Annotated in this window: 40 protein-coding genes; 36 read left to right on the plus strand and 4 right to left on the minus strand. The window is 65.8% G+C overall.

What is annotated here, in order from left to right; genetic code table 11:
- The first annotated feature begins 25 nt into the window (after window positions 1-25).
- From BOO71_RS27510 to BOO71_RS01210, 34 genes are all read left to right on the plus strand, one after another.
- The gene (locus BOO71_RS27510; RefSeq protein ID WP_175607325.1) at window positions 26-172 is read left to right on the plus strand and encodes a hypothetical protein; all 147 of its coding nucleotides are present in this window, start codon (window positions 26-28) and stop codon (window positions 170-172) included.
- 57 nt (window positions 173-229) lie between these two features.
- Window positions 230-556, plus strand: a complete 327-nt coding sequence (locus BOO71_RS01055) for a PadR family transcriptional regulator (RefSeq protein ID WP_075830148.1) — start codon at window positions 230-232, stop codon at window positions 554-556.
- Window positions 553-945 carry a helix-turn-helix domain-containing protein gene (locus BOO71_RS01060; RefSeq protein ID WP_075830149.1) on the plus strand — a complete coding sequence of 131 codons (393 nt, stop codon included), beginning with the start codon at window positions 553-555 and terminating at the stop codon, window positions 943-945. The genes BOO71_RS01055 and BOO71_RS01060 overlap by 4 nt, the downstream gene beginning before the upstream one ends.
- Before the next feature lie 19 nt (window positions 946-964).
- Window positions 965-1,249, plus strand: a complete 285-nt coding sequence (locus tag BOO71_RS01065) for a hypothetical protein (RefSeq protein ID WP_075830150.1) — start codon at window positions 965-967, stop codon at window positions 1,247-1,249.
- Window positions 1,246-1,890 (plus strand): hypothetical protein, encoded by a 645-nt coding sequence (locus tag BOO71_RS01070; protein WP_075830151.1) that lies wholly within the window; start codon window positions 1,246-1,248, stop codon window positions 1,888-1,890. Before BOO71_RS01065 ends, BOO71_RS01070 begins: the two co-directional genes overlap by 4 nt.
- Window positions 1,887-2,462, plus strand: a complete 576-nt coding sequence (locus BOO71_RS01075) for a hypothetical protein (RefSeq protein ID WP_075830152.1) — start codon at window positions 1,887-1,889, stop codon at window positions 2,460-2,462. The genes BOO71_RS01070 and BOO71_RS01075 overlap by 4 nt, the downstream gene beginning before the upstream one ends.
- Window positions 2,459-3,232 carry a hypothetical protein gene (locus tag BOO71_RS01080; protein ID WP_139322662.1) on the plus strand — a complete coding sequence of 258 codons (774 nt, stop codon included), beginning with the start codon at window positions 2,459-2,461 and terminating at the stop codon, window positions 3,230-3,232. The genes BOO71_RS01075 and BOO71_RS01080 overlap by 4 nt, the downstream gene beginning before the upstream one ends.
- Entirely contained in the window at window positions 3,229-3,390 is a 162-nt protein-coding gene (locus BOO71_RS27515; protein WP_175607326.1) for a hypothetical protein, read from the plus strand. Before BOO71_RS01080 ends, BOO71_RS27515 begins: the two co-directional genes overlap by 4 nt.
- Window positions 3,391-3,405: 15 nt before the next feature.
- Window positions 3,406-4,077 (plus strand): hypothetical protein, encoded by a 672-nt coding sequence (locus BOO71_RS01085; RefSeq protein WP_075830154.1) that lies wholly within the window; start codon window positions 3,406-3,408, stop codon window positions 4,075-4,077.
- Between the two features lies 1 nt (window position 4,078).
- On the plus strand, window positions 4,079-4,384 hold the full coding sequence (locus tag BOO71_RS01090) for a hypothetical protein (RefSeq protein WP_075830155.1): 306 nt from the start codon (window positions 4,079-4,081) through the stop codon (window positions 4,382-4,384).
- Window positions 4,381-5,547, plus strand: a complete 1,167-nt coding sequence (locus tag BOO71_RS01095) for a hypothetical protein (RefSeq protein WP_075830156.1) — start codon at window positions 4,381-4,383, stop codon at window positions 5,545-5,547. The genes BOO71_RS01090 and BOO71_RS01095 overlap by 4 nt, the downstream gene beginning before the upstream one ends.
- A complete protein-coding gene (locus BOO71_RS01100; RefSeq protein ID WP_075830157.1) occupies window positions 5,544-5,837 on the plus strand; it encodes a hypothetical protein in 294 nt (97 codons plus the stop codon). Before BOO71_RS01095 ends, BOO71_RS01100 begins: the two co-directional genes overlap by 4 nt.
- The gene (locus BOO71_RS01105; RefSeq protein ID WP_139322663.1) at window positions 5,822-6,292 is read left to right on the plus strand and encodes a hypothetical protein; all 471 of its coding nucleotides are present in this window, start codon (window positions 5,822-5,824) and stop codon (window positions 6,290-6,292) included. The genes BOO71_RS01100 and BOO71_RS01105 overlap by 16 nt, the downstream gene beginning before the upstream one ends.
- Window positions 6,289-6,939, plus strand: coding sequence for a metallophosphoesterase (locus BOO71_RS01110; protein ID WP_075830159.1), 651 nt, complete (start codon window positions 6,289-6,291; stop codon window positions 6,937-6,939). Before BOO71_RS01105 ends, BOO71_RS01110 begins: the two co-directional genes overlap by 4 nt.
- 17 nt (window positions 6,940-6,956) lie before the next feature.
- On the plus strand, window positions 6,957-8,048 hold the full coding sequence (locus BOO71_RS01115) for a hypothetical protein (protein ID WP_075830160.1): 1,092 nt from the start codon (window positions 6,957-6,959) through the stop codon (window positions 8,046-8,048).
- 134 nt (window positions 8,049-8,182) lie between these two features.
- Window positions 8,183-8,407 carry a hypothetical protein gene (locus BOO71_RS01120; RefSeq protein ID WP_075830161.1) on the plus strand — a complete coding sequence of 75 codons (225 nt, stop codon included), beginning with the start codon at window positions 8,183-8,185 and terminating at the stop codon, window positions 8,405-8,407.
- Window positions 8,408-8,433: 26 nt separating this feature from the next.
- Complete coding sequence (locus BOO71_RS29145; RefSeq protein WP_075830162.1) at window positions 8,434-8,766, plus strand: DUF6527 family protein; 333 nt, start codon at window positions 8,434-8,436, stop codon at window positions 8,764-8,766.
- The gene (locus BOO71_RS01130; protein WP_075830163.1) at window positions 8,763-9,101 is read left to right on the plus strand and encodes a hypothetical protein; all 339 of its coding nucleotides are present in this window, start codon (window positions 8,763-8,765) and stop codon (window positions 9,099-9,101) included. Before BOO71_RS29145 ends, BOO71_RS01130 begins: the two co-directional genes overlap by 4 nt.
- 37 nt (window positions 9,102-9,138) lie before the next feature.
- Window positions 9,139-9,630: a hypothetical protein gene (locus tag BOO71_RS26635; protein WP_139322664.1), complete on the plus strand. Its 492-nt coding sequence runs from the start codon at window positions 9,139-9,141 to the stop codon at window positions 9,628-9,630.
- Window positions 9,533-11,182, plus strand: a complete 1,650-nt coding sequence (locus BOO71_RS01140) for a hypothetical protein (RefSeq protein ID WP_175607327.1) — start codon at window positions 9,533-9,535, stop codon at window positions 11,180-11,182. The genes BOO71_RS26635 and BOO71_RS01140 overlap by 98 nt, the downstream gene beginning before the upstream one ends.
- Window positions 11,183-11,197: 15 nt before the next feature.
- Window positions 11,198-12,685 carry a hypothetical protein gene (locus BOO71_RS01145; protein WP_075830165.1) on the plus strand — a complete coding sequence of 496 codons (1,488 nt, stop codon included), beginning with the start codon at window positions 11,198-11,200 and terminating at the stop codon, window positions 12,683-12,685.
- Window positions 12,686-12,693: 8 nt separating this feature from the next.
- On the plus strand, window positions 12,694-14,400 hold the full coding sequence (locus BOO71_RS01150; RefSeq protein WP_075830166.1) for a S49 family peptidase: 1,707 nt from the start codon (window positions 12,694-12,696) through the stop codon (window positions 14,398-14,400).
- Window positions 14,401-14,454: 54 nt separating this feature from the next.
- The gene (locus tag BOO71_RS01155) at window positions 14,455-14,802 is read left to right on the plus strand and encodes a hypothetical protein (protein WP_075830167.1); all 348 of its coding nucleotides are present in this window, start codon (window positions 14,455-14,457) and stop codon (window positions 14,800-14,802) included.
- Window positions 14,803-14,873: 71 nt separating this feature from the next.
- Entirely contained in the window at window positions 14,874-15,986 is a 1,113-nt protein-coding gene (locus BOO71_RS01160) for a phage major capsid protein (RefSeq protein WP_075830168.1), read from the plus strand.
- Between the two features lie 63 nt (window positions 15,987-16,049).
- Window positions 16,050-16,514: a hypothetical protein gene (locus BOO71_RS01165; RefSeq protein WP_075830169.1), complete on the plus strand. Its 465-nt coding sequence runs from the start codon at window positions 16,050-16,052 to the stop codon at window positions 16,512-16,514.
- Window positions 16,515-16,517: 3 nt separating this feature from the next.
- Window positions 16,518-16,925 carry a hypothetical protein gene (locus tag BOO71_RS01170; protein WP_075830170.1) on the plus strand — a complete coding sequence of 136 codons (408 nt, stop codon included), beginning with the start codon at window positions 16,518-16,520 and terminating at the stop codon, window positions 16,923-16,925.
- A complete protein-coding gene (locus BOO71_RS01175) occupies window positions 16,922-17,410 on the plus strand; it encodes a hypothetical protein (protein ID WP_254842976.1) in 489 nt (162 codons plus the stop codon). Before BOO71_RS01170 ends, BOO71_RS01175 begins: the two co-directional genes overlap by 4 nt.
- Before the next feature lie 6 nt (window positions 17,411-17,416).
- Window positions 17,417-17,644, plus strand: coding sequence for a hypothetical protein (locus BOO71_RS01180; protein WP_139322665.1), 228 nt, complete (start codon window positions 17,417-17,419; stop codon window positions 17,642-17,644).
- Window positions 17,625-18,068, plus strand: coding sequence for a hypothetical protein (locus tag BOO71_RS01185; protein ID WP_075830172.1), 444 nt, complete (start codon window positions 17,625-17,627; stop codon window positions 18,066-18,068). The genes BOO71_RS01180 and BOO71_RS01185 overlap by 20 nt, the downstream gene beginning before the upstream one ends.
- On the plus strand, window positions 18,065-18,481 hold the full coding sequence (locus BOO71_RS01190; protein ID WP_075830173.1) for a hypothetical protein: 417 nt from the start codon (window positions 18,065-18,067) through the stop codon (window positions 18,479-18,481). The genes BOO71_RS01185 and BOO71_RS01190 overlap by 4 nt, the downstream gene beginning before the upstream one ends.
- Window positions 18,482-18,535: 54 nt before the next feature.
- Entirely contained in the window at window positions 18,536-19,261 is a 726-nt protein-coding gene (locus BOO71_RS01195) for a hypothetical protein (protein WP_075830174.1), read from the plus strand.
- 132 nt (window positions 19,262-19,393) lie between these two features.
- Window positions 19,394-19,669 (plus strand): hypothetical protein, encoded by a 276-nt coding sequence (locus tag BOO71_RS01200; protein WP_139322666.1) that lies wholly within the window; start codon window positions 19,394-19,396, stop codon window positions 19,667-19,669.
- 10 nt (window positions 19,670-19,679) lie between these two features.
- The gene (locus BOO71_RS01205) at window positions 19,680-19,874 is read left to right on the plus strand and encodes a hypothetical protein (RefSeq protein ID WP_075830175.1); all 195 of its coding nucleotides are present in this window, start codon (window positions 19,680-19,682) and stop codon (window positions 19,872-19,874) included.
- Complete coding sequence (locus BOO71_RS01210) at window positions 19,871-20,263, plus strand: hypothetical protein (protein WP_075830176.1); 393 nt, start codon at window positions 19,871-19,873, stop codon at window positions 20,261-20,263. The genes BOO71_RS01205 and BOO71_RS01210 overlap by 4 nt, the downstream gene beginning before the upstream one ends.
- On the opposite strand, the gene BOO71_RS27520 is transcribed toward BOO71_RS01210, so the two are convergent.
- On the minus strand, window positions 20,260-20,556 hold the full coding sequence (locus tag BOO71_RS27520; RefSeq protein WP_175607328.1) for a hypothetical protein: 297 nt from the start codon (window positions 20,554-20,556) through the stop codon (window positions 20,260-20,262). The genes BOO71_RS01210 and BOO71_RS27520 overlap by 4 nt on opposite strands.
- A gap of 119 nt (window positions 20,557-20,675) precedes the next feature.
- Between BOO71_RS27520 and BOO71_RS01220 the strand changes: the two genes are divergently transcribed.
- A complete protein-coding gene (locus BOO71_RS01220; protein ID WP_139322667.1) occupies window positions 20,676-21,137 on the plus strand; it encodes a hypothetical protein in 462 nt (153 codons plus the stop codon).
- Complete coding sequence (locus tag BOO71_RS01225) at window positions 21,134-21,715, plus strand: hypothetical protein (protein ID WP_139322668.1); 582 nt, start codon at window positions 21,134-21,136, stop codon at window positions 21,713-21,715. Before BOO71_RS01220 ends, BOO71_RS01225 begins: the two co-directional genes overlap by 4 nt.
- 146 nt (window positions 21,716-21,861) lie before the next feature.
- On the opposite strand, the gene BOO71_RS01230 is transcribed toward BOO71_RS01225, so the two are convergent.
- Genes BOO71_RS01230 through BOO71_RS01240 form a run of 3 tightly spaced genes read right to left on the minus strand, consistent with a single transcriptional unit; the run spans window position 21,862 to window position 22,594 of the window.
- The gene (locus tag BOO71_RS01230; RefSeq protein ID WP_075830180.1) at window positions 21,862-22,080 is read right to left on the minus strand and encodes a DUF2283 domain-containing protein; all 219 of its coding nucleotides are present in this window, start codon (window positions 22,078-22,080) and stop codon (window positions 21,862-21,864) included.
- Window positions 22,080-22,370, minus strand: a complete 291-nt coding sequence (locus tag BOO71_RS01235) for a DUF4258 domain-containing protein (protein ID WP_075830181.1) — start codon at window positions 22,368-22,370, stop codon at window positions 22,080-22,082. Before BOO71_RS01235 ends, BOO71_RS01230 begins: the two co-directional genes overlap by 1 nt.
- Window positions 22,367-22,594, minus strand: coding sequence for a helix-turn-helix domain-containing protein (locus tag BOO71_RS01240; RefSeq protein WP_075830182.1), 228 nt, complete (start codon window positions 22,592-22,594; stop codon window positions 22,367-22,369). The genes BOO71_RS01235 and BOO71_RS01240 overlap by 4 nt, the downstream gene beginning before the upstream one ends.
- Between the last annotated feature and the right edge of the window lie 122 nt (window positions 22,595-22,716).

The following is a 22,716-nucleotide window of genomic DNA, read 5'->3' on the forward strand; positions in this document are numbered from 1 at the left end:
CGTTACCAGGCGTTCAATCCACGGCATGGCAACCCACCAGACCGCCCCCGTCCTCCGCCTCCCCACCGCCCTGCCCGTCGGCTCCTGGGTGTTCCACGCGGGCCGTGACCGCCGCGTCCTGAGCGTGCGGTACTCGCCCAGCCGGGATGACTACCAGCACGTCCTGAGCTAGTCCGTCCCTCTCCCCCGCCCTGGCCTCCCGGCTGGGGCGCGTCCTTTGGAGGCCCACATGTTCACCCGCATCATCAACCGCTTCCGACTCCGGCGAATCCCGGCAGAGACCCGCGTGCTGCATGCCCTGCTCACCGGCCACCAGTACGCCCTCCCCCTCTCCCAGGAATACGCAGTCAACATCGGCAGCCTGTACGCTCACCTGATCCGTCTGGAACGTGCGGGCCTGATCTGGAGCGAGTTCGAGACCGGCCCTGCGCCCCGCCGCCGCCGATACGTCCTGACCGCCGAGGGCCGCGCATGGGTGGAGCAGGATGAGAACCGCCCCCGCCTGAATGATCTGCTGGTGTCCGTACAGATCAGCACTGAGCCGCGCGGCACATGACCCTCGCCCAGCGGCTGCGCGAGCTGCGGCAGGCGCGTGGCCTGCGTCTACGGGATGTCGGAGACGTTACCGGACACACCGTGCCGTACCTGAGCGATCTCGAACGGGGCCGCACGCCGCGCGGCCTGGACAGCCTGCGCGCCCTTGCCCACGTCTACGGCCTGAGCGTCTCCGAGCTGCTCACGGGCGTGGACTGGGCCGGACAGCTCACCGGCGCGGGCCGCCCGCTGGGGCTGCAAGCCCTGCTGGATGACCCGGTGTTCGGCCCGCAGGTCACGCCCGAGTGGACCGAACTGCTGGCCCGCATTGAGTACCGGGGACGGCGTCCGCGCGGTGTCGCCGAGTACCTGATCATCTTCCTGCACCTGCGCCGGGTGCTGGGCGTGTAAACCACGCAAAGGTGTCGCTATGGACCACCGCCCGCCCTACCGCGATGTCCTCTCAGCCTGTGACGATGCCGAGCAGGCCCGCAGCATCGCCCTCATCACCCTGTACACCGATCTGGATCTGGAGCGCGTCCTGCGAGGCCCCCGCAAAGGCCAGGACTTCGGAGACGCCCTGGACGCGGAGCTGCGCGGCATGGCCGAGTGTTATGGCCAGGTCTCTGTGCGCTGCTCGGTGGTCCACCCGTGGTGGAACCTGTTCCGCCCCGTGCAGCGGCTGATGCTGATTCCGCCCGACGTGACCCTGTGACCGTCCAGGCCCCGCCCCCCACTGGAGTCCGCCTCATCGATCACGCGGACCGTCTCAAAGCCCACCTGCGTGCCCGCCATGCCAGCAACGCCCCCGCCGAGGAGATCAAGCTGCTGCTCGGCCTCTGGGAGACCCTGATGGACCTGCTCAGCAACAGCCTGCACGAGGAGGTGCCCGGAAAGTTCCGCATGTCCTACCCCCGCAAGCGCGCCGAGCCTGCGCCGCAGCGGCCCGTGTCGTTCAGAAGCACGCTGCATGACGTCCTGCTGGTCTGCCTGGACCAACCACTCGGGGTCCGGCAGATCGCCTTCCGGTATGAGCAGCACTGGGACCGGCACATCGCAGACGATCAACTGCGGACATCGCTGCACCGCCTTTGTAAACACGGCTTTCTGGAACGGGCTGCGGTGGGCGAGTACTGCCTCACTGGCCTCGGCAGGCACCGACTCGACGAACTCGAAGTGCCGCCTGTCCCCTCGGCGGCTGGCCCGGCGGCTGACCTGCTGCGCGCCCTGCTGGACAAGACCTATCAGCCGCAGTTGGGTGAGCATCACGCCACCTTCTCCGCTGAAGCCCTGGAGCGTGCCCTGGACATCCTGGAAGGGACGCTCCCGCCCATTCCCGACTGGAGAAGCCCATGAAGAAGACCCCCAGCCTGTTTCAGCGCAACTATCACGGCCAGCGTGAACTCACCAATGACGTCGTTCCCGGCAGCGAATGGGTGCTGGCCGGGGAAGGCGTGGCCACCCGGAAATACGACGGGACGTGCTGCATGGTCCAGGCAGGCAAACTGTTTAAGCGCTACGACGCCAAACACGGCAGAACCCCGCCCGCCGACTTCATTCCCGCCCAGCCTGCGGCAGACGAGACCACCGGTCACTGGCCCGGCTGGGTGCCCGTGCTGGACACCGATCCGGCCAGCCGATGGCACCGCGAGGCGTGGCGCACCTGCCCCGGCCTATTGGACGGCACCTACGAGCTGATCGGGCCGAAGGTGCAGGGTGGCAAAGAGACTGATCTTCACGGCGACCAGCATGTCCTGATCCAGCACGGCGCTCATCCCCTGCCGGACGCGCCACGCGACTTTGAGGGCCTGCGGGCCTACCTTGCCGCGCATCCCGACTGGGAGGGCCTGGTCTGGCATCACCCGGATGGGCGCAGGGTCAAGGTGACGCGTAAGGGGTTTGTGGATGCGGGCGGTCCAGTGCCATGACGCCCAGGCCATCTCGCAGACCCCTGACGAACCCGGCCATCATCCTTCGCCTGCGCCGGGGCATGACGGGCCGTGAGATCGCGCGAGCGATGGACGTCAACAGCCGGACTATCGAGTACCGCATTGCCAAGCGTGGCCTGGCCCCCGAGAAATCCGGGCTGATCCGCCTGAGCCTGCTGGCCATCGAGGTGGGCGTGACCCGGCAGGCGCTGCGGTACCGGGCCAGCAAGGGTGACTTCAAGGTGACGCCCTGGGGCCACTGCCCCTGCGTGAAACCCGCCGAGGCCCGCAAGGTCCGGGCCATGTATGCCCATCCAAAGCAGGCGGATTACGCGGGGTGGCTGCCTTCCCAGGCGGCAGCGGACGCCATCGGAGCGTCGCAGGCCCGGCTGTTCCGGCTCACCACGAAACACCCGGACAAACTGGCGGGCATCCGCTGGGTGCGGGCGCAGGGACAGGGCGGATTCGCCTTGCTGTTCTGCCCCGCCGATCTGCCTGAACTCAACCGCCGCTTTGGCCGCCGCGCCCTGCCCCGCCGCTACGCCGGACTGCACACTGCGCCGCAGTTCACGGACCTGATCGGGGTGTCGGACAGCCGGGTGTTCAAGTGGGTCAAGGCCGGCGCGCCCCACCGAGAGGACCTGTACGGGCGCTACTGGTTTGACTTGTATGCCGTCCGGGTGTGGCTGGCCTCCGGCGTGATTCGCCCCCGTGACCTGATGGCCGTGCTGGCCCGGATGGACGCCGCCCTGCCTGCGAGGGCCGCGTGACGCTTGACACCCGCCCCATCTGTCCGCATTGCCAGTGCCGCATTCCCTGGCGTCAGGTCTGTGGCTGTGCTGCTGCCCGCGCTGCCCGCCTGAAGAAGAAAGCCGAGCGCGAACGGCTGGCCGAGCTGCGCCGCATTGCCCCGAATCAAGTGCCCTGAACCGGAGGAACACCCATGAAACTTCACGACTTGCTTAGCCGCCCGCCCCAGCCTGGGACGGTCCGGGTCACCGACAGCCACGGAACCACCACGTTCCATGATCCCCGTACTGAGGGTGGTTTTTTCAGCGGCCCTGCGCCGAAGTATCAGGGCGCGGAGTTCTACCAGCTCGTGGGCACGAAACGCACCTACCGCGCCCATTTCCGTACCTGGTTGCGCCAGAACTGGGACGCTCCGGCACAGCGGGAGCGCACCGCAAGGGACATGAAGAACGTCAGCCGCCATAGCCTGCGCCGTATCGGCCCTGCCGTGCTGTACCTGGACCGCTATGGGTACGACAAGCGGACTGGTCAATTCAGTTCCTTTGAATACGCCCTGCATCTGCCCCTGGTCAGCCTGCATGTCAACCTGTCGCGGCCACGCCTTGCCCCCGGCGTGTTGTCGCTGAGCGCACCCCAGTTTCGACTCCGCACGAGTACGCCGTCGCGGCCCAGCGTGGGCCTGATGCTGGGCACGGTCCACGTCTGGAACTACCCGTATGGCAGCTCGCGCGAGTGGGGCTTCAGCGTGGGCCAGATCAGCCAGAAGCGCTTCCTGTTCATGGTGGCCAATGCCGGGGAAAGTGCCCCGGATCAGCCCCGGTGGTCATTGGGCTGGCTGTTGTGGAACCGCAAGGCGGCTTGGTGAGGTGATCCCCGCCATCCCCCGCGCCGTGGCCCTGCTGGCCTGCACCTGCGACGCCGAACTCCTGCGCGCCGTCGGTCAGGGGGCCGTGCCGCTGCATGTCGTCTATCTGGAGTCCCGCCGCCCCATCTGCCTGCCCCGGCGGGTGGTGATCGGCGCGTGGCTGCGCCCGCTGGTCTGCATGCCCTTCCTGGACGGCGTCAGCGTGCGCGTGGTGGGAGAACCCCCGCCGCAGATGATGCAGATCAACACTGGCCGTGAGCATCCGGGCCTCGAATTCTGGCCACCCCGCCCCCAAGGAGCCGCATGACCCACACCCAAAGCCTGTCCGCCCGCATCGCCTTTCTTGAAACGCAGGCCGCGCCGCTGACCGCCCTGAACGCTGAACTGAAAGAGCGCCTCCAGAACATCGAACGCCTGACCATCCGCATTCAGGACGCGGTGCGCGCGCAACACCTGCTGGCGGGCCTGGAAGCCCACGCCGCCCAACTGTTCGGCGACGCTGCACCTGAAGCGCTGTCGCCTGACCCAGTGTTGTCCCCCACGGGGGACGCTGAGGCCCCAGCAGAGGTGCCTGAGCTGACGGAGGTGATCACACCTGAGAACGTCCCACCTGAAGTCGCCTTGCCCGTGGAGGCCGGGTTGGAGTTGGAGCAGCCGGGCAACAAGATGTTCATCGTCGATTACCCCGATGCCGTTTTTGATCCTGAGCGCGGCAAGGAAGTCAGTTTCAGGGTCCCCAGGAAGCCCAGTCGCGACGAGACGCCCACCGCGCAGGCTGCTGAGCCTGAACCGCAAAAAATCGCCTGCCCCGGATCTGACGAGCGCTCAGGGGACAGTCACGATCTGCCGCCCATATCCACCAACCACGATCAGGTTCTCGCCTTCATCGAGGCCCACCCGCACAGTTTGATGCGTGAGATTGCTCAGGGTCTACCCAGAATCAATCCCGGCACGGTGAACAGCCAGATCAGCGGCATGTTCGCGCGTGGTGACGTGGTTGCCGACGGCTCTCCGCGCCGTTACCGCCTGCCGGGCGTGCCTGCACCCGAGTTGCCCGCCGACACCGCCGCCCCCGAACAGGCCACTGAGATCCCCGCTGCCACCGTGACCGCTCCTCCGCCCCAGACCGTAATCCGAGACCACCCGCCAAAGCCTCAGACGGCCACGCCCCATGCCCCAGAACCCCGCAAGGCAGCGCCGCCGCCCCGCGAGGTCAACCTGCCCCGTGACCTGCCGCCAGTCCCCCAGGCCGCTGTAAAGGCCACGAGCGAGGAAGTGGAGATCGTGCGCGGCGCACTCAAGAACCACGGCAGACCCATGAGCAAGACCATGTTGCTCAACCGCGTGATCAAGAGTGGTATCAAATCAGGCGCGCTCGACGACGCCCTGGTCCAACTGGTGACGGCGGATCAGGTGGAATGCACGGGGAGCGGTCAGTACGTGTTCGCCGCCCGCAAGGCTGCCGTTTGAACGCGGGCATTCCGCCCCGCCTGCGTCTGGAAGCGGCCCTGCTGGCTGCCCTGGACGCAGGCCCAGCCGGGCTGACAGGCGTGACCGGCAAGGCGCGCTTGCAGGTGCCTGGCTACCTGCAATTGCTGGACCACGAGACCGCCGTGCGCTCGGTCCTGCGCCGCCTGGACACCGAGGGCTGGCTGGCAGTGGAGCAGCCCGGCGCAAACCCCCGGTACTCGCTGACCCTGGCCGGGCATGACCGCCACCTCTGGCATGTTCAACAGGGCACGCTGTGTACCCAGCCGTGAGTGGGTTGCGGCGCATCCACCTGCACCTGCCCCGGCAAAGGCTGATGAGCGTCAACGAGATGCTCCGGACGTCTGAACACAGGCGGGCGCAGGCCCGGGATCTGCTCTGCGCCCGCGTGGCCCTGGAACTGAAGCGGACTGGTCAGATGCCAGAACTGCCCCTGCGGTGTGTGGAGATCGATGTGGTGATCGCCACGCCTGCGCCGCTTGATGTGGACTCGAAATACGTGGCCCCCAAGCATCTGCTGGATTCCCTGGTGCGCCCAAAGTCCAATCTCGCCCTCTTCCGCCAGCACCGCCGTCAGAAGCGCGGCCTGTTCATCCCACTGGGCGTCATCTGGGACGACTCCGACGGTGAAGCGGGCATGGACGGCTGCGTGCGCCGTTTCACCGTCATTCAGCAGCTCAGCATGCTGCACGCCGTCACGATCACCATCCAGGAGGTTTTGCCTTGAATACGCTTCCCATCGTCATTGGCGACATTCATGGACGCCTGGATCTGCTGCGCCTGGCCCTGGACCGCTTCCCGCACCGCCCGGTGGTCTTCATCGGGGATCTGGTGGACCGTGGCTTTGAGAGTCGAGGCGTCGTGGGGCTGGTCCGCGCACTTGCCGCAGCCGGGCGCGCTCAACTCTGCCTGGGCAACCACGAGGAGATGCTGATCACTGCCGTCCTGAAAGGCCGGGCGCGTGATCACTGGCTGGACAATGGCGGTCAGGCCACCCTTGACAGTTACGGCGGCGACTCTGCGGACCTAGAAGATGACGCTCAGTGGCTGCTGGAACACGCCCGGCCCTGGATTCAGCGCGGGCATGTCCTGTTCGCCCATGCCATGCGCCCTGACCCCAGTGACCAGGACGAGGACATTCACCTGTGGGGCCGTCCCGGAGAGGCCCCGCTCCACCGCCTGCGCCCTGGCGTCTCCCATTCCGTGCATGGGCATACCCCGATGGAACGGCCCGTCAGCCTTCAGGCCCCGGACGGCACCGTGGCATGGTTCATCGATACTGGAGCCTTCCATACAGGCGTGCTGTGTGCGCTGGACACGGCGGACTGGACCCCGCACCTGATTCGCCTTGAGGAGCAAGATGGCTCAACTTAACGTTAAGCTAGGACCGAATGACCGCACCTGAAGCCCTCCACTCCGACACCCTGGCCCTGCTGGTGAATGAACAGCGCACCCGCAGCGCCTACCGGGGTCTGCTCCAGTACGCTGATGTGGAGCGCGAGCGGTCTGCCGCTGCCCAGGAAGCCCGCGAGGAAGCCGAGGACTGGCACAACACCCCTGAACACCTGACCTATATCGCCCGCCTGGACGCCGCCCAGCTCGCCCTCTCCGAAGCCCAGCTCGACACCCTGACCGCCGCCCGCCGCATGGCCGGAAGTGCCCCGAAGGAACACCGCGCCGAGCTGACCGAGGCCCTAGCCGCCCACGCCCTTCAGGAAGTGCAACAGCGCCCCCTCCGCGCCGCCCAGCGCTTTCAGGCCCGCCGTGAGCGCCTCTCCCCCACGCTGCCCGCCCTGGAAATCTCGCCTGCCGTGGTCACGCACCATCAGCGGCAGGAACACAACCTGATCGCCAGGGCGCTGGTGTTCCCCATGCCCGCCCCGGCCCATGCCAGATCCAATCCGGGAGAGAACCCGGACCCCCTGACCCAGACGCTGATCGAGTCCCACAGTCAGATGCTCAGCTCCCTGCGCCTGTGCGCCCGCTACACCAGTGCCGGACAGTGGACCCTTGCCCAGCACTACGCCGCCCAGGCAGAGGCTGGGGAGCGCGAGTACCTGCTGGCCCACGCCCGCATCACCCGCGAGCGCCGCAGCACCCTGAGAGGCCGCCACTACCAGGACGGCGACACCTTCACACTGGAGTTGCCCGACGGTGGGGGAGACCACGTCTTCCACCTGGACCTGTACTGGGATGACCGGGGCCTGGGCCTGACCGTGGACGCCAGCGAAGCTGGGGCCACCGAGCGGCGCACCGGCATCCGTGTGGGCGGCGGCTGGGCGAGTTTGGCTGCCTGGGTGCTGGACACCCACACCCGCATCGTGGACGAGCAGGGGGCCGGGCGCAGGCCGGATGGGGACGACGATCTGGTGTGGCGCTGGACGGATGACACGCATCTGCGTCTTAAGGACGGCATTCAGGACCGCTACCCCGGATTGATCGCCGCTCTGGAAGCTTTGCGCTGCTCGCTGACTCCGATTTAGCGCTTTGGCAGAGCGTGCGTTGACAATTCTGGCGGAATGCCGTACTTTGAACTTATCGTCTCGCTTTGACTCTGAATCTCGCCCAGCCGCCGCCCTTCACTGGGCGGTTTTTTCATGCCTTCCCAGGGGGTGTCATGCCCAGACCAGACCGCCCGTCCATCGACTTCTGGGCCAGTGTGCCGCACCTGTTCAGCCTGTCCGCCTGGCGCATGCACCTGCGGACGCGGCCCTGGGGCTGGTTGAGCCATGTCAACGAGTGGTGTGCTGGTCAGGTGGCTGATCTGCCGCCCGAATACGAGCTGGCCTTCGCCGAGGAATACGCATTCAAGAAGACGCGGCCCTGGCTGCAAAAGCCCTGAACTTAACGTCAAGCTAGGAGCCACCTTTGAAAACCCACGCTGTCCAGTACGCCGACGGGCGAGAGGGCCTGTCCTTCCGCTGTGAGGGTTGCGGCGGCTACCACACGGTCATCGTCAAAGGTCCGGGAGCGTGGACCTGGAACGGAGACACCGAGAGGCCGGTCTTCTCGCCCTCCGTACTCGTTGTCGGTGGCAACGCAGAAGGGGAGACCCGTTGCCACTCGTTCGTGGGCTGCAACGGTGCCCAGCCGGGGGAGATCATCTTCCTGTCCGATTGCACGCACGCCCTCGCAAGCCAGGTCAGGCCGCTTCCTGAATGGACGTGGCCTCCTGACCTGGAGTCACAAGGAGAACCATGAATCAAGCCCCCTCTATCGGCAGAATCGTTCATTACGTCCTTGCTAACGGCGATCACCGTGCCGCAACAGTGGTGAATTGCTGGCCTAGCCCTGATCCCGTACAGGCAGGCATCGCCAACCTCACGGTGCATCTGGACGGCTGCAATGATCTCCAGAACGCCCGCTCCAGTGACGCTGCTTTCGGGGGTGAACCGGTGTTTCCTGGCTTCTGCAAGCCGGACCTCGTACCGTCCAGCGCCTCGGCTTCGTACCCCGGCGTCCTCACGGTGGGCAGCGCCAAGCAGGACGAGGACACGAAGGCTGTCGGCACCTGGCATTGGCCTGAACGGGCCTAACTTAACGTTAAGCCACACCTGTAGGAGGTGATCCCGGTTGCCCGAATCCAAGAAGAAGACCGCCGGGAAGCCGGTGCCCAAGCGGAAGGTCAAGCCTCCCCGCAGGAGTTATACGGACGAGGAACGCGCCGTCATCCTCGCCCTGCTGGCGGCCAACGGGCACAACCTCAGCCGCACCGAACGCGAGACAGGTGTAGCGAGATCGACACTGATGCGGTGGGCAGAAAACCCACCCGACGCTACAGGTGGCGCATCAACAATCGCCGCCCTTAAAACCGAGATCCAGGAATCCTACCTGGCCAAGGCCAAGCGCGCCCGAGAGGTGCTGCTCGACCGGATGATCAAGGTGGCTGCTGATGAGCGGGACCTGTTCAAGATTTCCGGCGCATTCAAGATCGTGTCTGACGCCACGGGCGAGGAGGAGGTCAACCATGCTCTCGCCACTCGAATTGGCCAGACTCAAACCCAGGCAGCGCCGAGCATGGAAACTGCTCGAACTGCTGGAAGCCCAGACCCCGCCCTCAATTGAGCGGCCCCTGGGTGACGGCCTGCCCGCCCCTGGAGAGCCGCTGCCCTGGCTTCAAGCGCTGTTCCCCCGCACGTACACCCAGCCGCTGGCCGAGTACCATACCGAGTTCTGGGAGCGCGTCTGGCGGATGAAGCCCAACCAGAGCGCCACCGAGTTCTACGTGTGGCCGCGCGGCTTCTCCAAGACCACCAACGCCGAACGCGCCGTGATCCGGCTGGCGGCGGCAGGCTTCCGCTACATCCTCTATGTCAAGGAAACGCAGGACCAGGCCGATGACGCCGTGCAGAACATCGGCGCAGTCCTCGAATCGCCAGAAGTCGAGCGCTACTATCCCTTGCTCTCCCAGCGCAGCGTCAACCGCTTCGGCAACAGCAAGGGCTGGCGGCGTGACCGTATGCGGACTGCTTCCGGGGTGGTGGTGGACGCCGCCGGACTGGACGTCAGCGTGCGCGGCCTGCTGCTGGAAGGCGCGCGGCCCGACGTGATCATCCTCGACGATCTGGACGCCAAAGAAGACACCATGCGGACCACCGAGAAGAAGATCCGCACGATCACCTCCAGCATCATTCCAGCCGGTGCGCCCAACCGCGTGATCCTCGGCCTCCAGAACATCATCAACCCGCACGGCGTCTTCACCCGCCTCGCGGACCTCTGCCCGGACCACCCCGCCGACTTCCTGATGGACCGCTTCGTGTCCGGCCCCTGGCCCGCCGTGCGCGGTCTGGAATTTGCGCAGGCAGGCTCGAACGAACACGGCAGACCGATCTACCGGATCACGGCAGGGGAGAGCACCTGGCCCCAGGCGCGGCCTCTGGCCATGCTGGAAGCGGAACTCAACCAGATGGGGCCGACGCAGTTCATCGAGGAAAAGCAGAACGAGGTGGGCGCGCTGGAGGGCAGCCTCTACGCCAACTTCAGCCTGCAAAGCCTGCTGATCGACGAGCCGCCTCTGGAAGACTTCGAGGACATCATCGTGGTCTGTGATCCCGCCGTGACCGCCACGGACAAGAGCGACAGCAACGGCATCCGCGTGGGAGGCCGCCTGCCCAATCGGCTGATCGTGGGCCTGTACTCCTGGGAAGGGCGCGACACCGTGGACGGCATGCTCACCCGCGCGCTGGTCAAGGCCGTGGAATACGGAGCCAGCCGCGTGGCCCTGGAAAGCAACCAGGGCGGCGACATCTGGATCACGGCCTACGACGCCACCTGGAACCATCTGGTCCAGTCCGACGATTACCCCAGCATCACGCTGCAAACCCGCAAGCCCCGGCTGGAGCAGGTCAAGGCCAGCACGGCCACCGGGGGCAAGCGGGAGCGCTGGCAGGTCACCCTCGGCGCACGCGAGCGCGGGGAGTTCAAGGAAGTGCGCGGCACCCACGGGGTGCTGTTCTCCGCCCTGGAACGCCTGCCCGAATTCAAACCCTTCGACATCGCGGACGCGGACAGTTGGCTTGAACGCATCCTGTCCCAGCCAGCCGCTGCCTCTCAGGGCACCGTCGTCAACGCCGTGACCACCCTCAACACCCTCAGCCGCCTGGCACGAAGGAGGTGATCCACCATCGGACGCATGAATGACCTCTGGGCGGCCCTGAACACGCCGCTCACCCTCGGCCCCCGCGCCTCGCCCCCACCGCCCACCCAGGGACCCAACGCCGCTGCCGCTGCCCTCCGGGGCGCACGCAACAGCGGGCTGGGCCGCCACTCCTCCCCCGGACTGGAAGCGGGCTTCGGCTCCACCCTGGTCCGCCTGGAAGGCACCTTCCCCGGCTACCCGGCAGACTCCCGCCGCCGCGTGATCCGCCTGATGCGCTGGCTCACCCAGCGCGACGAGGATATGAACGGCAGCCTCAGAGACCAGATCGCCATCGCCAATCCCGGCCACTCCCTTGAGTTTGTGGGCGGGAAGCGGGCCGTGCAGGCCGCCCAGCAGGAAATCCAGGCGTTCGCCGAACGGGTCTTTCCCGAGGGCGGCGGGCTGGACGGCCTGAACAACAACCAGGTGGGGGAGATCGTCCGCACCGGGGCCACCAGCCTGGAGTGGTACGCGCTGGCCTCCCGCCGGGGCGTGGAGAACGTCGCCGTGGTTCCGGCAGAAGACATCTTCATCCGCCGCACCGAGTCCGGCCTGCTCTACGAGCAGCAGGCCCTGAGCGCGGAACCGGTGGAACTGCCGGGCCTCACCTACCGCTACCTGCCGATCCTGACCGACGGCGCGGACCCGTACGGCATCCCGCTGTTTATCGCGGCGCTGGAGAGTGCCGAGCGCAAGGTGCGGCTGACCGAGAGCGTGGACCGGGTGGTGGACATGATGCGCGTCCTCGCGTTCGTCTCCGCCACCTTCCCGGAGCCGACGCCCGAGCAGTTGGGGCTGAACTCCCGGATGGATCCGGCCTTCGAGACCCTGACCGCCGCGTACTACGAGCAGGCCGCCGCGCTGGTGTACGACAACGCGCCGCGTGGCCTGTTCGTGGGGCCGACGGGCAGCGAGGTCAAGGTCACCAACCTGACCCAGTCGCTGGCCGGTCTCCCAGACCTGATGCTGGAGAACAACCGCCGCCTGTGGACGAGCACCCGCACCCTGCCCTTCCTGCGCGGTCACCTCGACGGCGCAACCGAAGCGCTGGCGAGGGTGGCCTACCCGATGGTGGAAGCCGAGGCCGCCAACATCCAGATGGTCCTGGCCCGGCAGCTCGAACACGGCCTGAACCTGCACCTGCGCCTCAAGGGCATTCCCGCCCAGGTGTGGGTGCGCTTCGGTTCGGCAGAGAGCGCATTCGCCCTGTCCCAGGCCCAGACCGAGTACACCCGCATGCAGACCGATCAACTCGGCAAGCAGGTGTTCGGCGACGGCTGGTGGAGCAAGGCCGCCCAGCGCTGGGACATCGCCGAGGGGGATGCCAAGCAGGCCCCGGAATGGTGGCAGGGCACGGTGCCCGCCCCCCCGAACCTGCCCCTGCTGAACGGCGACACCGCCGCCCGAAGCGCCCTGACCTATGACCGGCAGGCGCGGCGCTACCGCGTCAGCCTGCCCATCACCGACATCCGCACCGCCTAGGAGGCTACATGGACCCCCAGAACCCCACCCGTTCCCCCACCCGCCTCTCCGGCCTGACCTCCCTGCTCGGCAGTGGCGCGTGGGCCATCCGCGAGGCCAGCCACCGCCAGCTCGTGTCCGATTACAACACCTACCTCAAGGCTGGTCCCGCCGGTCACGAACAGATCGAGAAACTGCGCGCGGCCCGCGACACCCGCGCCGAGGTGCTGGACAGCGCCCAGGCCCAGGCCCCTGGCGTGGCGGTGCTGGCCCTGTACGGCACGATCCTGCCGCGCGGGAACATGATGGTGGAACTGTGCGGCGCGGCCAGCCCGCATTCGTTCGCTGAGGATGTCCAGCGGGCCGCCAATGACCCGAACGTGACGTCCATCATCCTGGACATCGATTCCGGGGGCGGCGCGGTCAGCGGCATCGACGTGGCGGCGGAAGCGGTGCGCCGGGCCTCGCAGATCAAGCCCACCACCGCCGTCTGCAACACCACGGCCTGTTCTGCCGCCTACTGGATTGCCGCGCAGGCCCGTGAAGTGGTCATCACCCCGGCAGGGGAGATGGGCAGCATCGGCGTGATCGGCACCCATGTGGACGAGAGCAAGCTGATGGACGAGGCCGGGCTGGTGGTCACCTACGTCCGCAGCACCCCCGGCAAGGCGCTGGGGCAGCCCACCGAGGCCATGAGCGGCGACATCCTGACCGACTGGCAATCGCAGGTGGACCGCATCCACGCCCTGTTCATCGCGGACGTGGCGCTGGGCCGCAAGCGCTCTGAGGCAGAAGTGGCTGAGCGCTGGGCCACCGGCGCGGTCTGGTTTGGTCAGGAGGCCGTGACGGCTGGACTGGCGGACCGCGTGGGCACCCTGAGCAGCGTGGTGGCCGAACACCTCCAGCAGGCCAGTGATCAGCAGGCCCGGCAGGCGAGAAGCCAGCGCCGGGCGGCGGACCCCACGTATGGCCGGCTGAGTGCCGAGGCAGACCGCCTGGACACCCTGCTGGCCGCGCCCCTGCTGCTGCCGAAGGACGCGCAGACGGAGGTGGTGGCCGCCAGTCAACGCCTCTGGGAAGCGGTGGGCACCGTCCACGCCTCCCACGACTACCTCGATCCCGACTACGCCGCCCTGTGCGTCCGTGCCACGGCCTTGCAGGAAGCGGCCCACGCCCTCGCCACCCCCACGCCCCCGGAGGCTCCTGATATGAAGACTGTCACCCTGACCGCGCACGACGGCACGGTCCACGAGATCGACGCCACCCCTGAAGCCCTTCAGGCATTCCTGAGTGGGCAGCTCACCGCTCAAACCGCTCTGGCGCAGACCGCGCAGGCTGGCGCTGTTGACGCTGCATTGGCAGAAGCCAACGCACAAGTCGCCACGGTGATGACTGATCTGGGTGCGGCCTTCGGCCTCACTGCCGAACAGGCCATCAACGGCACGGGCGACGCCTGGATCGCTGCCGCCGCCCGCGCTGGAGCCGTGACCGATTACCGCGCGGCTCTGCTCTCCGAACTCGAAACGCTGGCCGTGACGGTGGACGGGAACACGGGCGCGGCGGCGCAGATCGTCAAGCTGGCCGGTCAGGCCAGTCTCACCGACTTGCAAACCACCGTGACCGCCTACCGTGACCGCCGCGACACCCTGGTCCCCACCGGACGCCAGAGCGCCGTGCCCGAAACCAGCACGCCGGAGGTGAACAAACCCAAGCGCAGCGCCTTCAACCGCAACTGAGCCTGCCGTCGCCCTTCCCTCCCCGCCCTTTCGTTCCTATAGGAGGAACTTTTTATGCGCGTGAACGAACTCGTGTTCAATCAGCAGGAAAGCATCGTCACCATGAACATCGCGCCCGGCACCGTTGTCGGTGACGCCGTGGCCTTCACCGCCCCCGCCACCGTGGGGCGCGGCGCAGACGGCGACAAGCTCGCAGGCAAGGTGCTGAAGATCGAATCTGACGGCCTGGGCACCGTGTCCCTGCCCGGATCGGGCTTCACCGACATTCCTGCCGTGGGCACCCTGGCCACCGGCTTCCAGCTTCTCGTGGTGGACGGCGCAGGCAAGGCCAAAGTCGCGGCTGGCGGCAAGGAATACCTGGTCAATGCCGTGGTGGCTGGAACCGCCAACATTCAGCTCTAAGTTCAGCCCTTCAACCCACCGCCCCGCGCCCCCTGACCGGGGCGCATTTTTGGCCCCCAGGAGGGACACCCATGAGCAAATACGTCACCAAAATCAGCGACATCAATCTGGACCTCAAGGGCCAGGCCAAGGCCGAGGGCCTGAGCTTTGAAGACAAGCTGACCCGCATGGCCGAGGCCGGACACCTGGAACTCGGTGGCCGCGAGATCAGCGGTCAGGAAAAGGACGCCCAAGGCCACGCCGTCCCCGTGTGGAAAGAGATTCTGAGCGCCCAGGGCATCGAGACCCGTGGCCGCCACCAGGCCGCCACGGTCAACGACGTGTTCTTCACGGACCCCGACAACAAGATCCTGTTCCCCCTGTACATCGAGGGCCGCTTCCGCGAGATCAACAACTACCGCCCCAACCAGCTCCGCATCACCGATCTGGTGGCCGACATGGTGCCCGTGACCACCGGCGCGATGGGCATGGACACCCTGACCGACAGTGACGACGCCGAGACCGATCCCGCCCGGATCGCCGAGGGCGCGGAGTTCCCCGTGCTGGTGATCAAGAGCGCGGGCAAGACCATCATCCTGCTCAAGCGCGGCGGACGGCTGGAGGCCACCTACGAGGCCATTGCTGGAGCATCGGTGTCCACCTTCAACCGCTGGCTCACCCGCCTGGCGCGGCGCACCGAGACCACCAAGATCCGTGCGGCGCTGGCCATGCTCAAGAACGGCGACGGCGGCAACGCGGCCCCCAACGTGGCGAGCGCGGGCGCGGCTTACACCATCGGCGACATCGTGAAGCTGATCCAGCGGGCGGGCGACTTCGGGGCCGAACCGATGATCCTGACCGGCGACACCACCGAGATGGGCGCGCTGTTCGCCCTGGACTTCCTGTCCAGCCCGGCGAACAACGGCATGCAGTCCGAGAACCTGCGCGAGAACGGTACGCTCCCGCGCCTGCTGGGGATGATGCCCAAATTCGCGCCCACCCGCAGCGTGATGGACGGCAGCAAGCAGCTCATGGCGATTGATCCCGCCCTGGGCCTGACCATGGCGTACAACCCCGCGATGGACCTGGTGGAATACGACGCGGTGATCGAGCGTCAGATCAAGGCTGTGCAGATCAGCGAGCAGTACGGTTTCGGCAAGCCGGACATCGCTGCCGCCGTGACCCTGACCCGCACCGGGGCCTGAAGCCCACTCTCCTGATGGGCCAGCCTGAGCGCTGGCCCTGACGCTGTTTCAACGGAGGCCCACATGGCAACCAGACAGGACAATGCCGACGCGCTGAACGCGCTGCTCGGTGTGCAGATCGACGCCACGCAACGGGAGCCACTGGCCCCCGTGCTGGAGGAGTGGGCCAAACGCGCGGAGACTGAACCCGACGCCGTGAAGCTCGAAATCCTCACCTCGCAGCTTGAGGACCGCCTGGGCATCGAGATCCCGGAAGGTCAGACCGCCGATCAACTGGCGGAGTGGCTGGCCAACGAGGATGACGATGCCGTGGTGGCCGCCATCACCGGGGAAGAACCCGAACCGGATGATGAGCTGCTGACCCTGATTGTGCAGGTGTCGGAGAAGGTGGCGGCTTACGGCGGCACGTACACCGATCCCGATCAGCCCGAAGGCCACCGCGTGATTGGTGGGGGGCCGGTGCGGGTGGCTCCCACGGCCCTGATCAATGCCGGGCTGAAGAACGGCACGCTGACCGAGAGCGAGTAGGTCATGCCCCCGGTCACCCCGGCGGATATGGCAGAACGCTTCCCGGAGGCGGTCACGGTCAGTGTGGATGACGTTCAGGAGGCGAGTGACTGGGCGGAAACGAACCTGATTGGCCCAGTCCCGGAGGCGGGCACCATCAAGGCCCGCGCCCTGCTCCGGGCCATCCAGGCGTATGCCGTCGCGCTGGCCCTCGGGTTGGACGTGCAGGTGATCCGTCAGGCCGCCACGGCAGCCGCCACGAAGCGCATCAAGGTGGGCAAGATCGAGATCGAGAAGGCCCAGGTGGATGGGTCTACCGCTCAGGTCAACCTGCTGGCGAGCGCTGAGTACTGGCTGGAGCGGGCCGAGCTGGCCTTGCAACAGGCTGGGACGTATCCACAGCGCCGTCTGTTCCCTGGAACGAGTCGGTGAGCGGGTCACTGACCGCCGAACTTCAGGCCCTGGCCCGCCCGGAGCTGGACATCCTCTATGCGGAACTCGGTCAGCTCGTGACCATCTACGCGCAGCAGGACGCTGTGAGTGCCGGGGGGGCGGGAGAGTTGCCGCCGGAGGACTACGACGAGAACGGCAACCCGGTCAATCCACTGCCGGATGACCCGACACCAGATACGCCGGGCGCAGGGGTTCCCCTGGGCACCTTCGGCTGCATTGCCATGCAACTGGACGCCACGGAACGCGCCCGTGCTGGCATTGGGGCGGACATCCCGGTGCCGGTGTGGGAGGTCTATATCCACCATTCCGCGCCGCTGGCCACGCCGGGGGTGTTGCTGGTGGTGACAGGCGGAGAACTGCCTGCACCGCTTCGGCTGCGGCCTCTGGCGGACGCAGAGGACATAGGGACTCAGCGGTGCGCGTGGGCTGTTTTGGGCAAAGCGCAGAACGCGCTGAGGGGGTGAATGAAAATGGCGAAAATCGAAATCTACCGCTGGCGAGGCCAGGCTGGCCTGGCACAGAGAGACGAGTTGGAAGTCAGGGTGGATGGTCACCCCATCCCCCTTCTGCGAGGCTACGTCCTGGAAGAGCAATACGGCAGCTTCAGCACCATCAAGCTCACCGTGTTGGCAAGTGATGTGACCATGATTGACGGCCCACCGCCGCCACTGGAGACCCATGAACCGCCTGGTGATTGACCAGAGCCGCCTGCAAGCCGCCCTTGCTGCCCAACTCGGTCCAGTCAGCGTGGCGATGGGGGAGACGGTGGCGGGCTTCCTCAAGGAGAAGATGTCCGGTTCTGGCAGTGGGGTTCAGCATCCCGGCCTGCCCCGCCCGAGTTCTGCACCCGGGGAATATCCCGCGATGCAGGGCGGTGCGCTCGTTCGCTCTCTCGGCCATGAAGCGGTGGACGCCTTCCACCAGCGGGCGGGCGCGCTGAACAGCGTGGCCCCAGTGCCACCTGAAGCCTGGGCGCTTGAATTTCCAGCGCCTGCTGGCTCGCCGATCAAGCGGACTGGGCCGAAAGGTGCGCGCCCGTGGGTCTCGAAAGCCCTCAGCGACGCCGAACTGCGCCAGCGTCTCGTGGAAGCCGTGAAGAAGCGCGGCGCGAGGCTCAGGTGACGCTAGACCAGCTCCTGATTTCTCTGGGTGTCGCCCTGGCCCGTGACGAGTCGGGTAGCATCGCCAGCTATCTCAATCCCACCCCGCAGCCCGCTGGCATCTACGCCGTGGTCACCGAACAGGGGGAGAGCGAGACGGGCACTGGTTACGGCTACCAGGAGCGGACCCGCCTGGTGCTGGTGATGCTCTACGGGGCCAGCGGCAACGCGAGTGGCAAGCGCCAGCTCGACAACCTCATGGCGTGGTTCCGGCGTCAGGCGAGTTCGGTGGACCGCTGGCCGGGCTTACGCATTCAGCGGGTGGAACTGGCCGATGCCACGCCCGTGATGTATGACGCCGAGACCTCCAGCCATTACGCCGGACAACGTCTGAGTGTGACGTTCATTCAGAACACGGAACCTCCGCCTGTCTGAAACCCATAAGCCTCTTGCCCCCGCTCCAGCGGGGTTCTTCATTGGGAGACCACCATGACCCTGATCAGCAAACTTCCGACTTCGATTCCTGCCGATTCCACTCCCCAGACCTGGAGCGGCACCGATCTGCGGACCTTCCTGGTCCCCCTGGACGCCACCGTCTTCATCCCGGAAGTCGCCGTGACGAACACTGCCGCCGTGGCTGCTGCTGCCACCACCATGCAGCTCAGCAGCGCCAGCGCGGTCACCATCCCCGCGAATACGGTGCTGAGGTTCGGCACGTCCAGTGTGACCGTGACGGCGGCGGCGGACCTGACCAGCGCGGCCAGTGCCGTGACCATCGCGCCCGCCGCGACGGCCATCGCTATCAACGCGGTCAGCACCTACACCAATCTGGTGGAAATCCCGCTGGCCGAGGAAAGCAGCCCCACCCTGGCCGACGACGAGGAAACCATCAAGGTCCACGGGCGCAGCACGCCCATCCGCAGCGTGAACGGCAAAGACCTGACCAGCATGATCAAGACCCTGGCGGGCCTGGATGACCCCACGGTCCTGCGCCTGACCATCAAGGGCACCCAGAAGTCTCCGAACAACCGTGAGCGGCTGCTGTGGCTGTACCCGGACGGGTTTGCCCTGCTGGGCATGGTCAACATCGGTGCCCCGGTGCGGACGGCGGCGGCGGGCAGCACCCAGCGTGTTCAGTTCAGCAGCAACCTGAGCGGCAACGCGTACTGGGCCAACCTGAATGACGCGACGCCCACCTGGATTCCCATCAACTAGAGCTTCTCTCCCCCCAGAGGGCCAGTCACAGTGGCTGGCCCTTTTTTTGCAGGCCCCAGACGGCCATGCCGGTGCAACTCCGGCAGCCTGCGCCAATGCATCACCAATCCAATTCCCGGAGGTGTCCCCGACTTGAGCCACAAACTGATCGTGCTGGGCGAGCGGGGCCGCACGCCACACCTGCTGCTGCTGGGCTGCACCGTCCACGCGGACCGCATCGAGGCCCGCGCCTATATCGCCCATGCCCCGCTGCGCCGCGCCCGAACCCTGGACGGCATGCAGAAGGGTGAGGGCGGCTGGACCGTGCCGCGCGGTGGCCTGCGGGCCAGGGTGCCCAGACTGGCTGAAGAGGGCATCTTTCTGCACACGCCGATCACGGTCATGCTGGTCAGAAGAGGGAAGCTGTAATGGAGGAACCATGTTGACCCCTGAATCCCTCTCGGAAATGGCGCAGGAGCTTGAAAAGCGCGGCGGACAGGCCAGAGAAGCGGCCATGTCCACCGATGATTTTCTGAACGCCATGTGCGTGCTGGTTCCGGGCCAGTCAAGAGAAGAGCATCTTCAGGAACTGCGCTGGCAACTCGGCTTTCTGGCGAGGCCGCTGCGTTCATGACTACCCAGGAGCAGCATGTCGCCCGTTCAAGTTCCATTGAGGCGTCCCTCGGGATTCCGAACACCGAGTTCTGTGACCCTTACGGCCCGCTCCTGATCCCGTACCTTGCGCCTTCCTGGCGGGAAATCCGCATCGTGCAGGCGCTGAGACAGATGGATGTGGAGGAGCAGACGGGCGCGATTTATCTGCTGGTCCACCGCCGTCTGCCCGGCCTGACCTATGACGAGTTCGAGGACCTGACCGGGCCGGACCACTTCCCCGCGTGGTGGACGGCCACGCAGCCGCCGCGCTCAGGTGAGGGTGGTGACCCGGATTTTTCGACTGGCCGAGTGCCCTCGCGGCCCTCGGCCTTCTCCAGCCTGCTGTCCAGTGGTTCGACGCCCCGCTAGACCAGATCAAGTACGCCCTGCACGCGCACGCCGAGAGTGAGGGGCGGCAGTGGCAGCGGCAGGTCTGGGGCGCGGCCCTGTCCTGGGGCGCAGAGGCCCCGAAAGACCTGAACAGCCGCATCCTGCCCGACTTCCGGCGCAGGGGAGAGGGTGGGCCGGTCAGTCGGTCCACGCCGTACCCCGTGCATGCCGAGGTGGCGCAGGGACTGGGTGAGGCCATGCGGCTGGGCCTGCTGAATGGGCCAGTCTGGACGCGCTGGCCTGCGGGGCGGGATGGACGGCCCCTCATTCAAATCTGGGATGGGGTGGCTTTGACGGGAGGGCTGAAGTGACTGGGAACCGCCTATTGCAAAAGCGGGGGAACAGCCTCCCGGCTCTCTGGAAGATGGGAACGCTATCCTTTTTCCCATCAATGGCACAAGACAAGGCGCGTAAGGCCGATGAGGCCAAAGACTTCAAGCGGCAGCTCCAGCGGCTCTCCCCGGGCTTTTACGTGATTCGTATCACGAATGACAAATCAGTCATCCTGAACACGCAGCCCCTTCATGTTGCCTGGCGCTTCATGACCAGTTCATGGCTGATGGCCCTGCTGATCGACACCGCCCAGGCTTTTATTGCGGCGGTCAGCATCACCATCGGATCGCTTGCCACCACATTTGTGATTGAGTTGGTCTCCAATTTCTTCCGCACTGCTGATCCGCCCATTTTCTTAATCTCGGCCATAGGTTGGGTTGGTGATAGAGCTGCGGTGATCACTTTTGTATGGTTCATCCTAGGCGGACTTGCTTTGAGGGTGAGAGAGTGGTATAGGTCAAAATGGAAGACCGGAGACCCAGAAGACGCCTCGCCTTTCAAGGACGGTGATACCTCATGATCCAGCACACCAAGAATTCGCATCGGCGGACGGGATTGGTAGGACGCATTTCGGCAAACCACCCTGGTGTCGATCTGCTCAGGATGCTGGTGTTCTTTGTCGCACTGGGGGTGTATCTCGCGGTTCTGGCGGCGCTGACACTGCTGATCCTGAATGGACGTATTCAATCGGAGAGTGAGGCGGTGGCTGTTTCGGCCCTCGTCTGCGCACCTGCGCTGCTTGTGTTCCTGATCTTCTATTCCACGAGTCCCATTCTCTGGACGCTGGATCACGAGTGGCGATACAAGGAATTTGGCGCAGCTTACGCGCTTGCCACGGTGGTCACCGCGCTGTTGACCGCCTCATTGATTGAGCGCCCGGAGGTCTTCTCCTTAGTTGTGGCGGTTCTGGCGCTGGCGGCCACAGCCTTACCGAGTCTGCGCAGATTCCTGGTGCGGATTGCCCGGTCTTTCAAGGTTGTGGTTGCGGCAGGTCTCTTGTTTCTGGGACCTGGAACACAGGGTTTTGCGCAGACTCTGCGTCAATCCACTGGCCTGCCGTTTTCGCTTGTGAGGCTTGAGACCCACAAGGACCACTGAACGCCACTCGCTTCAATCGGCTCTCTCCGCGCATATTCGTCTATCAACGCCCCGGCATTCGCTGGGGCTTTTACTTGGCCCTGATCGGGGCAGGAGGTTTGAAGTGAATGCAGAAAGAAGCCCGCCGAAGCGGGAGCGGGAGGGGATCAGGCTGAGAGTGCGAGCTTCCATACGCGCTCAGGCACATCCACGCCCAGCACGCCAGCAGACTTCTTGGACAGGTGCAGAACCTCGATGCCAATGACCTTTCCAGCACGGCTGAAGTCAAGCATATAGCCCTCTCCGAGTTCCTCGGTGCGGTGGACTTTGCCCTTGCGAAGGCGGATGTAAGCGGCGTCGGCTTCAGTGTCGATACGGATTTCCATTAGCGGTTCCTCCTTCCCTTGGGTTTCTTAGGCGCGTCCGGGCGTTCCCGGCGGAGCGTGATGATGAGAACAGTTTGCACCACCGGCCCACCCTCCAACTGGCGATACCACACTTTAAGCACCGTCCCCGGCGAAGTCTCACGGCTCGCAATAAAAACATCCGGGTCTTCACCATCCAGCTTGATCATCTCAGGCTGAGTCAACGTGCGCTCCACCGCCTGTTTCGTGATGTTGCGGTTGAACAACTGGTACTCAGCGTGGGCGGTGTACTTGAAGACTGGCGGGGTCACTCGTCTGTGAATTCCAGAAGATCGGCAAGCCCTACAGGCGCACCAGTCATCTCGCGGAGCGTCTTAATCAGCGTGTCCAGCGTGTCAAATTTCACCTGTTTCGTGTCGGCTCGGGAGATTTCATAGATCGCATTCCGGCTGATCTTCCCCTGGGTCTTCTCCGATAAGCGGTAGGGCGTGATGCCGTGCTGCTCTAGAAATTCGCCTACGCGCCACCGAACCATCCCGCCAGTGTACGGGCGGTCTCCATATATGTCTAAGGCTTCCATGCATGCATGTTACACCTATAGGTTGACACTATGCAACCTATAGGTGTAACCTTTGGGCAGCAGAAAAGGGCCCTACT

This window comes from Deinococcus marmoris, assembly GCF_001949125.1.
Lineage (GTDB): Bacteria > Deinococcota > Deinococci > Deinococcales > Deinococcaceae > Deinococcus > Deinococcus marmoris_A.

What these genes read in the sequence shown, in the direction of transcription:
- BOO71_RS27510 (WP_175607325.1), top strand. Translation starts at nt 26, where the DNA reads ATGGCAACCCACCAGACCGCCCCCGTCCTCCGCCTCCCCACCGCCCTG.
- BOO71_RS01055 (WP_075830148.1), top strand. Translation starts at nt 230, where the DNA reads ATGTTCACCCGCATCATCAACCGCTTCCGACTCCGGCGAATCCCGGCA.
- BOO71_RS01060 (WP_075830149.1), top strand. Translation starts at nt 553, where the DNA reads ATGACCCTCGCCCAGCGGCTGCGCGAGCTGCGGCAGGCGCGTGGCCTG.
- BOO71_RS01065 (WP_075830150.1), top strand. Translation starts at nt 965, where the DNA reads ATGGACCACCGCCCGCCCTACCGCGATGTCCTCTCAGCCTGTGACGAT.
- BOO71_RS01075 (WP_075830152.1), top strand. Translation starts at nt 1,887, where the DNA reads ATGAAGAAGACCCCCAGCCTGTTTCAGCGCAACTATCACGGCCAGCGT.
- BOO71_RS01080 (WP_139322662.1), top strand. Translation starts at nt 2,459, where the DNA reads ATGACGCCCAGGCCATCTCGCAGACCCCTGACGAACCCGGCCATCATC.
- BOO71_RS01085 (WP_075830154.1), top strand. Translation starts at nt 3,406, where the DNA reads ATGAAACTTCACGACTTGCTTAGCCGCCCGCCCCAGCCTGGGACGGTC.
- BOO71_RS01095 (WP_075830156.1), top strand. Translation starts at nt 4,381, where the DNA reads ATGACCCACACCCAAAGCCTGTCCGCCCGCATCGCCTTTCTTGAAACG.
- BOO71_RS01115 (WP_075830160.1), top strand. Translation starts at nt 6,957, where the DNA reads ATGACCGCACCTGAAGCCCTCCACTCCGACACCCTGGCCCTGCTGGTG.
- BOO71_RS01120 (WP_075830161.1), top strand. Translation starts at nt 8,183, where the DNA reads ATGCCCAGACCAGACCGCCCGTCCATCGACTTCTGGGCCAGTGTGCCG.
- BOO71_RS01130 (WP_075830163.1), top strand. Translation starts at nt 8,763, where the DNA reads ATGAATCAAGCCCCCTCTATCGGCAGAATCGTTCATTACGTCCTTGCT.
- BOO71_RS01140 (WP_175607327.1), top strand. Translation starts at nt 9,533, where the DNA reads ATGCTCTCGCCACTCGAATTGGCCAGACTCAAACCCAGGCAGCGCCGA.
- BOO71_RS01145 (WP_075830165.1), top strand. Translation starts at nt 11,198, where the DNA reads ATGAATGACCTCTGGGCGGCCCTGAACACGCCGCTCACCCTCGGCCCC.
- BOO71_RS01150 (WP_075830166.1), top strand. Translation starts at nt 12,694, where the DNA reads ATGGACCCCCAGAACCCCACCCGTTCCCCCACCCGCCTCTCCGGCCTG.
- BOO71_RS01155 (WP_075830167.1), top strand. Translation starts at nt 14,455, where the DNA reads ATGCGCGTGAACGAACTCGTGTTCAATCAGCAGGAAAGCATCGTCACC.
- BOO71_RS01160 (WP_075830168.1), top strand. Translation starts at nt 14,874, where the DNA reads ATGAGCAAATACGTCACCAAAATCAGCGACATCAATCTGGACCTCAAG.
- BOO71_RS01165 (WP_075830169.1), top strand. Translation starts at nt 16,050, where the DNA reads ATGGCAACCAGACAGGACAATGCCGACGCGCTGAACGCGCTGCTCGGT.
- BOO71_RS01170 (WP_075830170.1), top strand. Translation starts at nt 16,518, where the DNA reads ATGCCCCCGGTCACCCCGGCGGATATGGCAGAACGCTTCCCGGAGGCG.
- BOO71_RS01180 (WP_139322665.1), top strand. Translation starts at nt 17,417, where the DNA reads ATGGCGAAAATCGAAATCTACCGCTGGCGAGGCCAGGCTGGCCTGGCA.
- BOO71_RS01185 (WP_075830172.1), top strand. Translation starts at nt 17,625, where the DNA reads ATGAACCGCCTGGTGATTGACCAGAGCCGCCTGCAAGCCGCCCTTGCT.
- BOO71_RS01195 (WP_075830174.1), top strand. Translation starts at nt 18,536, where the DNA reads ATGACCCTGATCAGCAAACTTCCGACTTCGATTCCTGCCGATTCCACT.
- BOO71_RS01205 (WP_075830175.1), top strand. Translation starts at nt 19,680, where the DNA reads ATGTTGACCCCTGAATCCCTCTCGGAAATGGCGCAGGAGCTTGAAAAG.
- BOO71_RS01210 (WP_075830176.1), top strand. Translation starts at nt 19,871, where the DNA reads ATGACTACCCAGGAGCAGCATGTCGCCCGTTCAAGTTCCATTGAGGCG.
- BOO71_RS01220 (WP_139322667.1), top strand. Translation starts at nt 20,676, where the DNA reads ATGGCACAAGACAAGGCGCGTAAGGCCGATGAGGCCAAAGACTTCAAG.
- BOO71_RS01225 (WP_139322668.1), top strand. Translation starts at nt 21,134, where the DNA reads ATGATCCAGCACACCAAGAATTCGCATCGGCGGACGGGATTGGTAGGA.
- BOO71_RS01230 (WP_075830180.1), bottom strand. Translation starts at nt 22,080, where the DNA reads ATGGAAATCCGTATCGACACTGAAGCCGACGCCGCTTACATCCGCCTT.
- BOO71_RS01240 (WP_075830182.1), bottom strand. Translation starts at nt 22,594, where the DNA reads ATGGTTCGGTGGCGCGTAGGCGAATTTCTAGAGCAGCACGGCATCACG.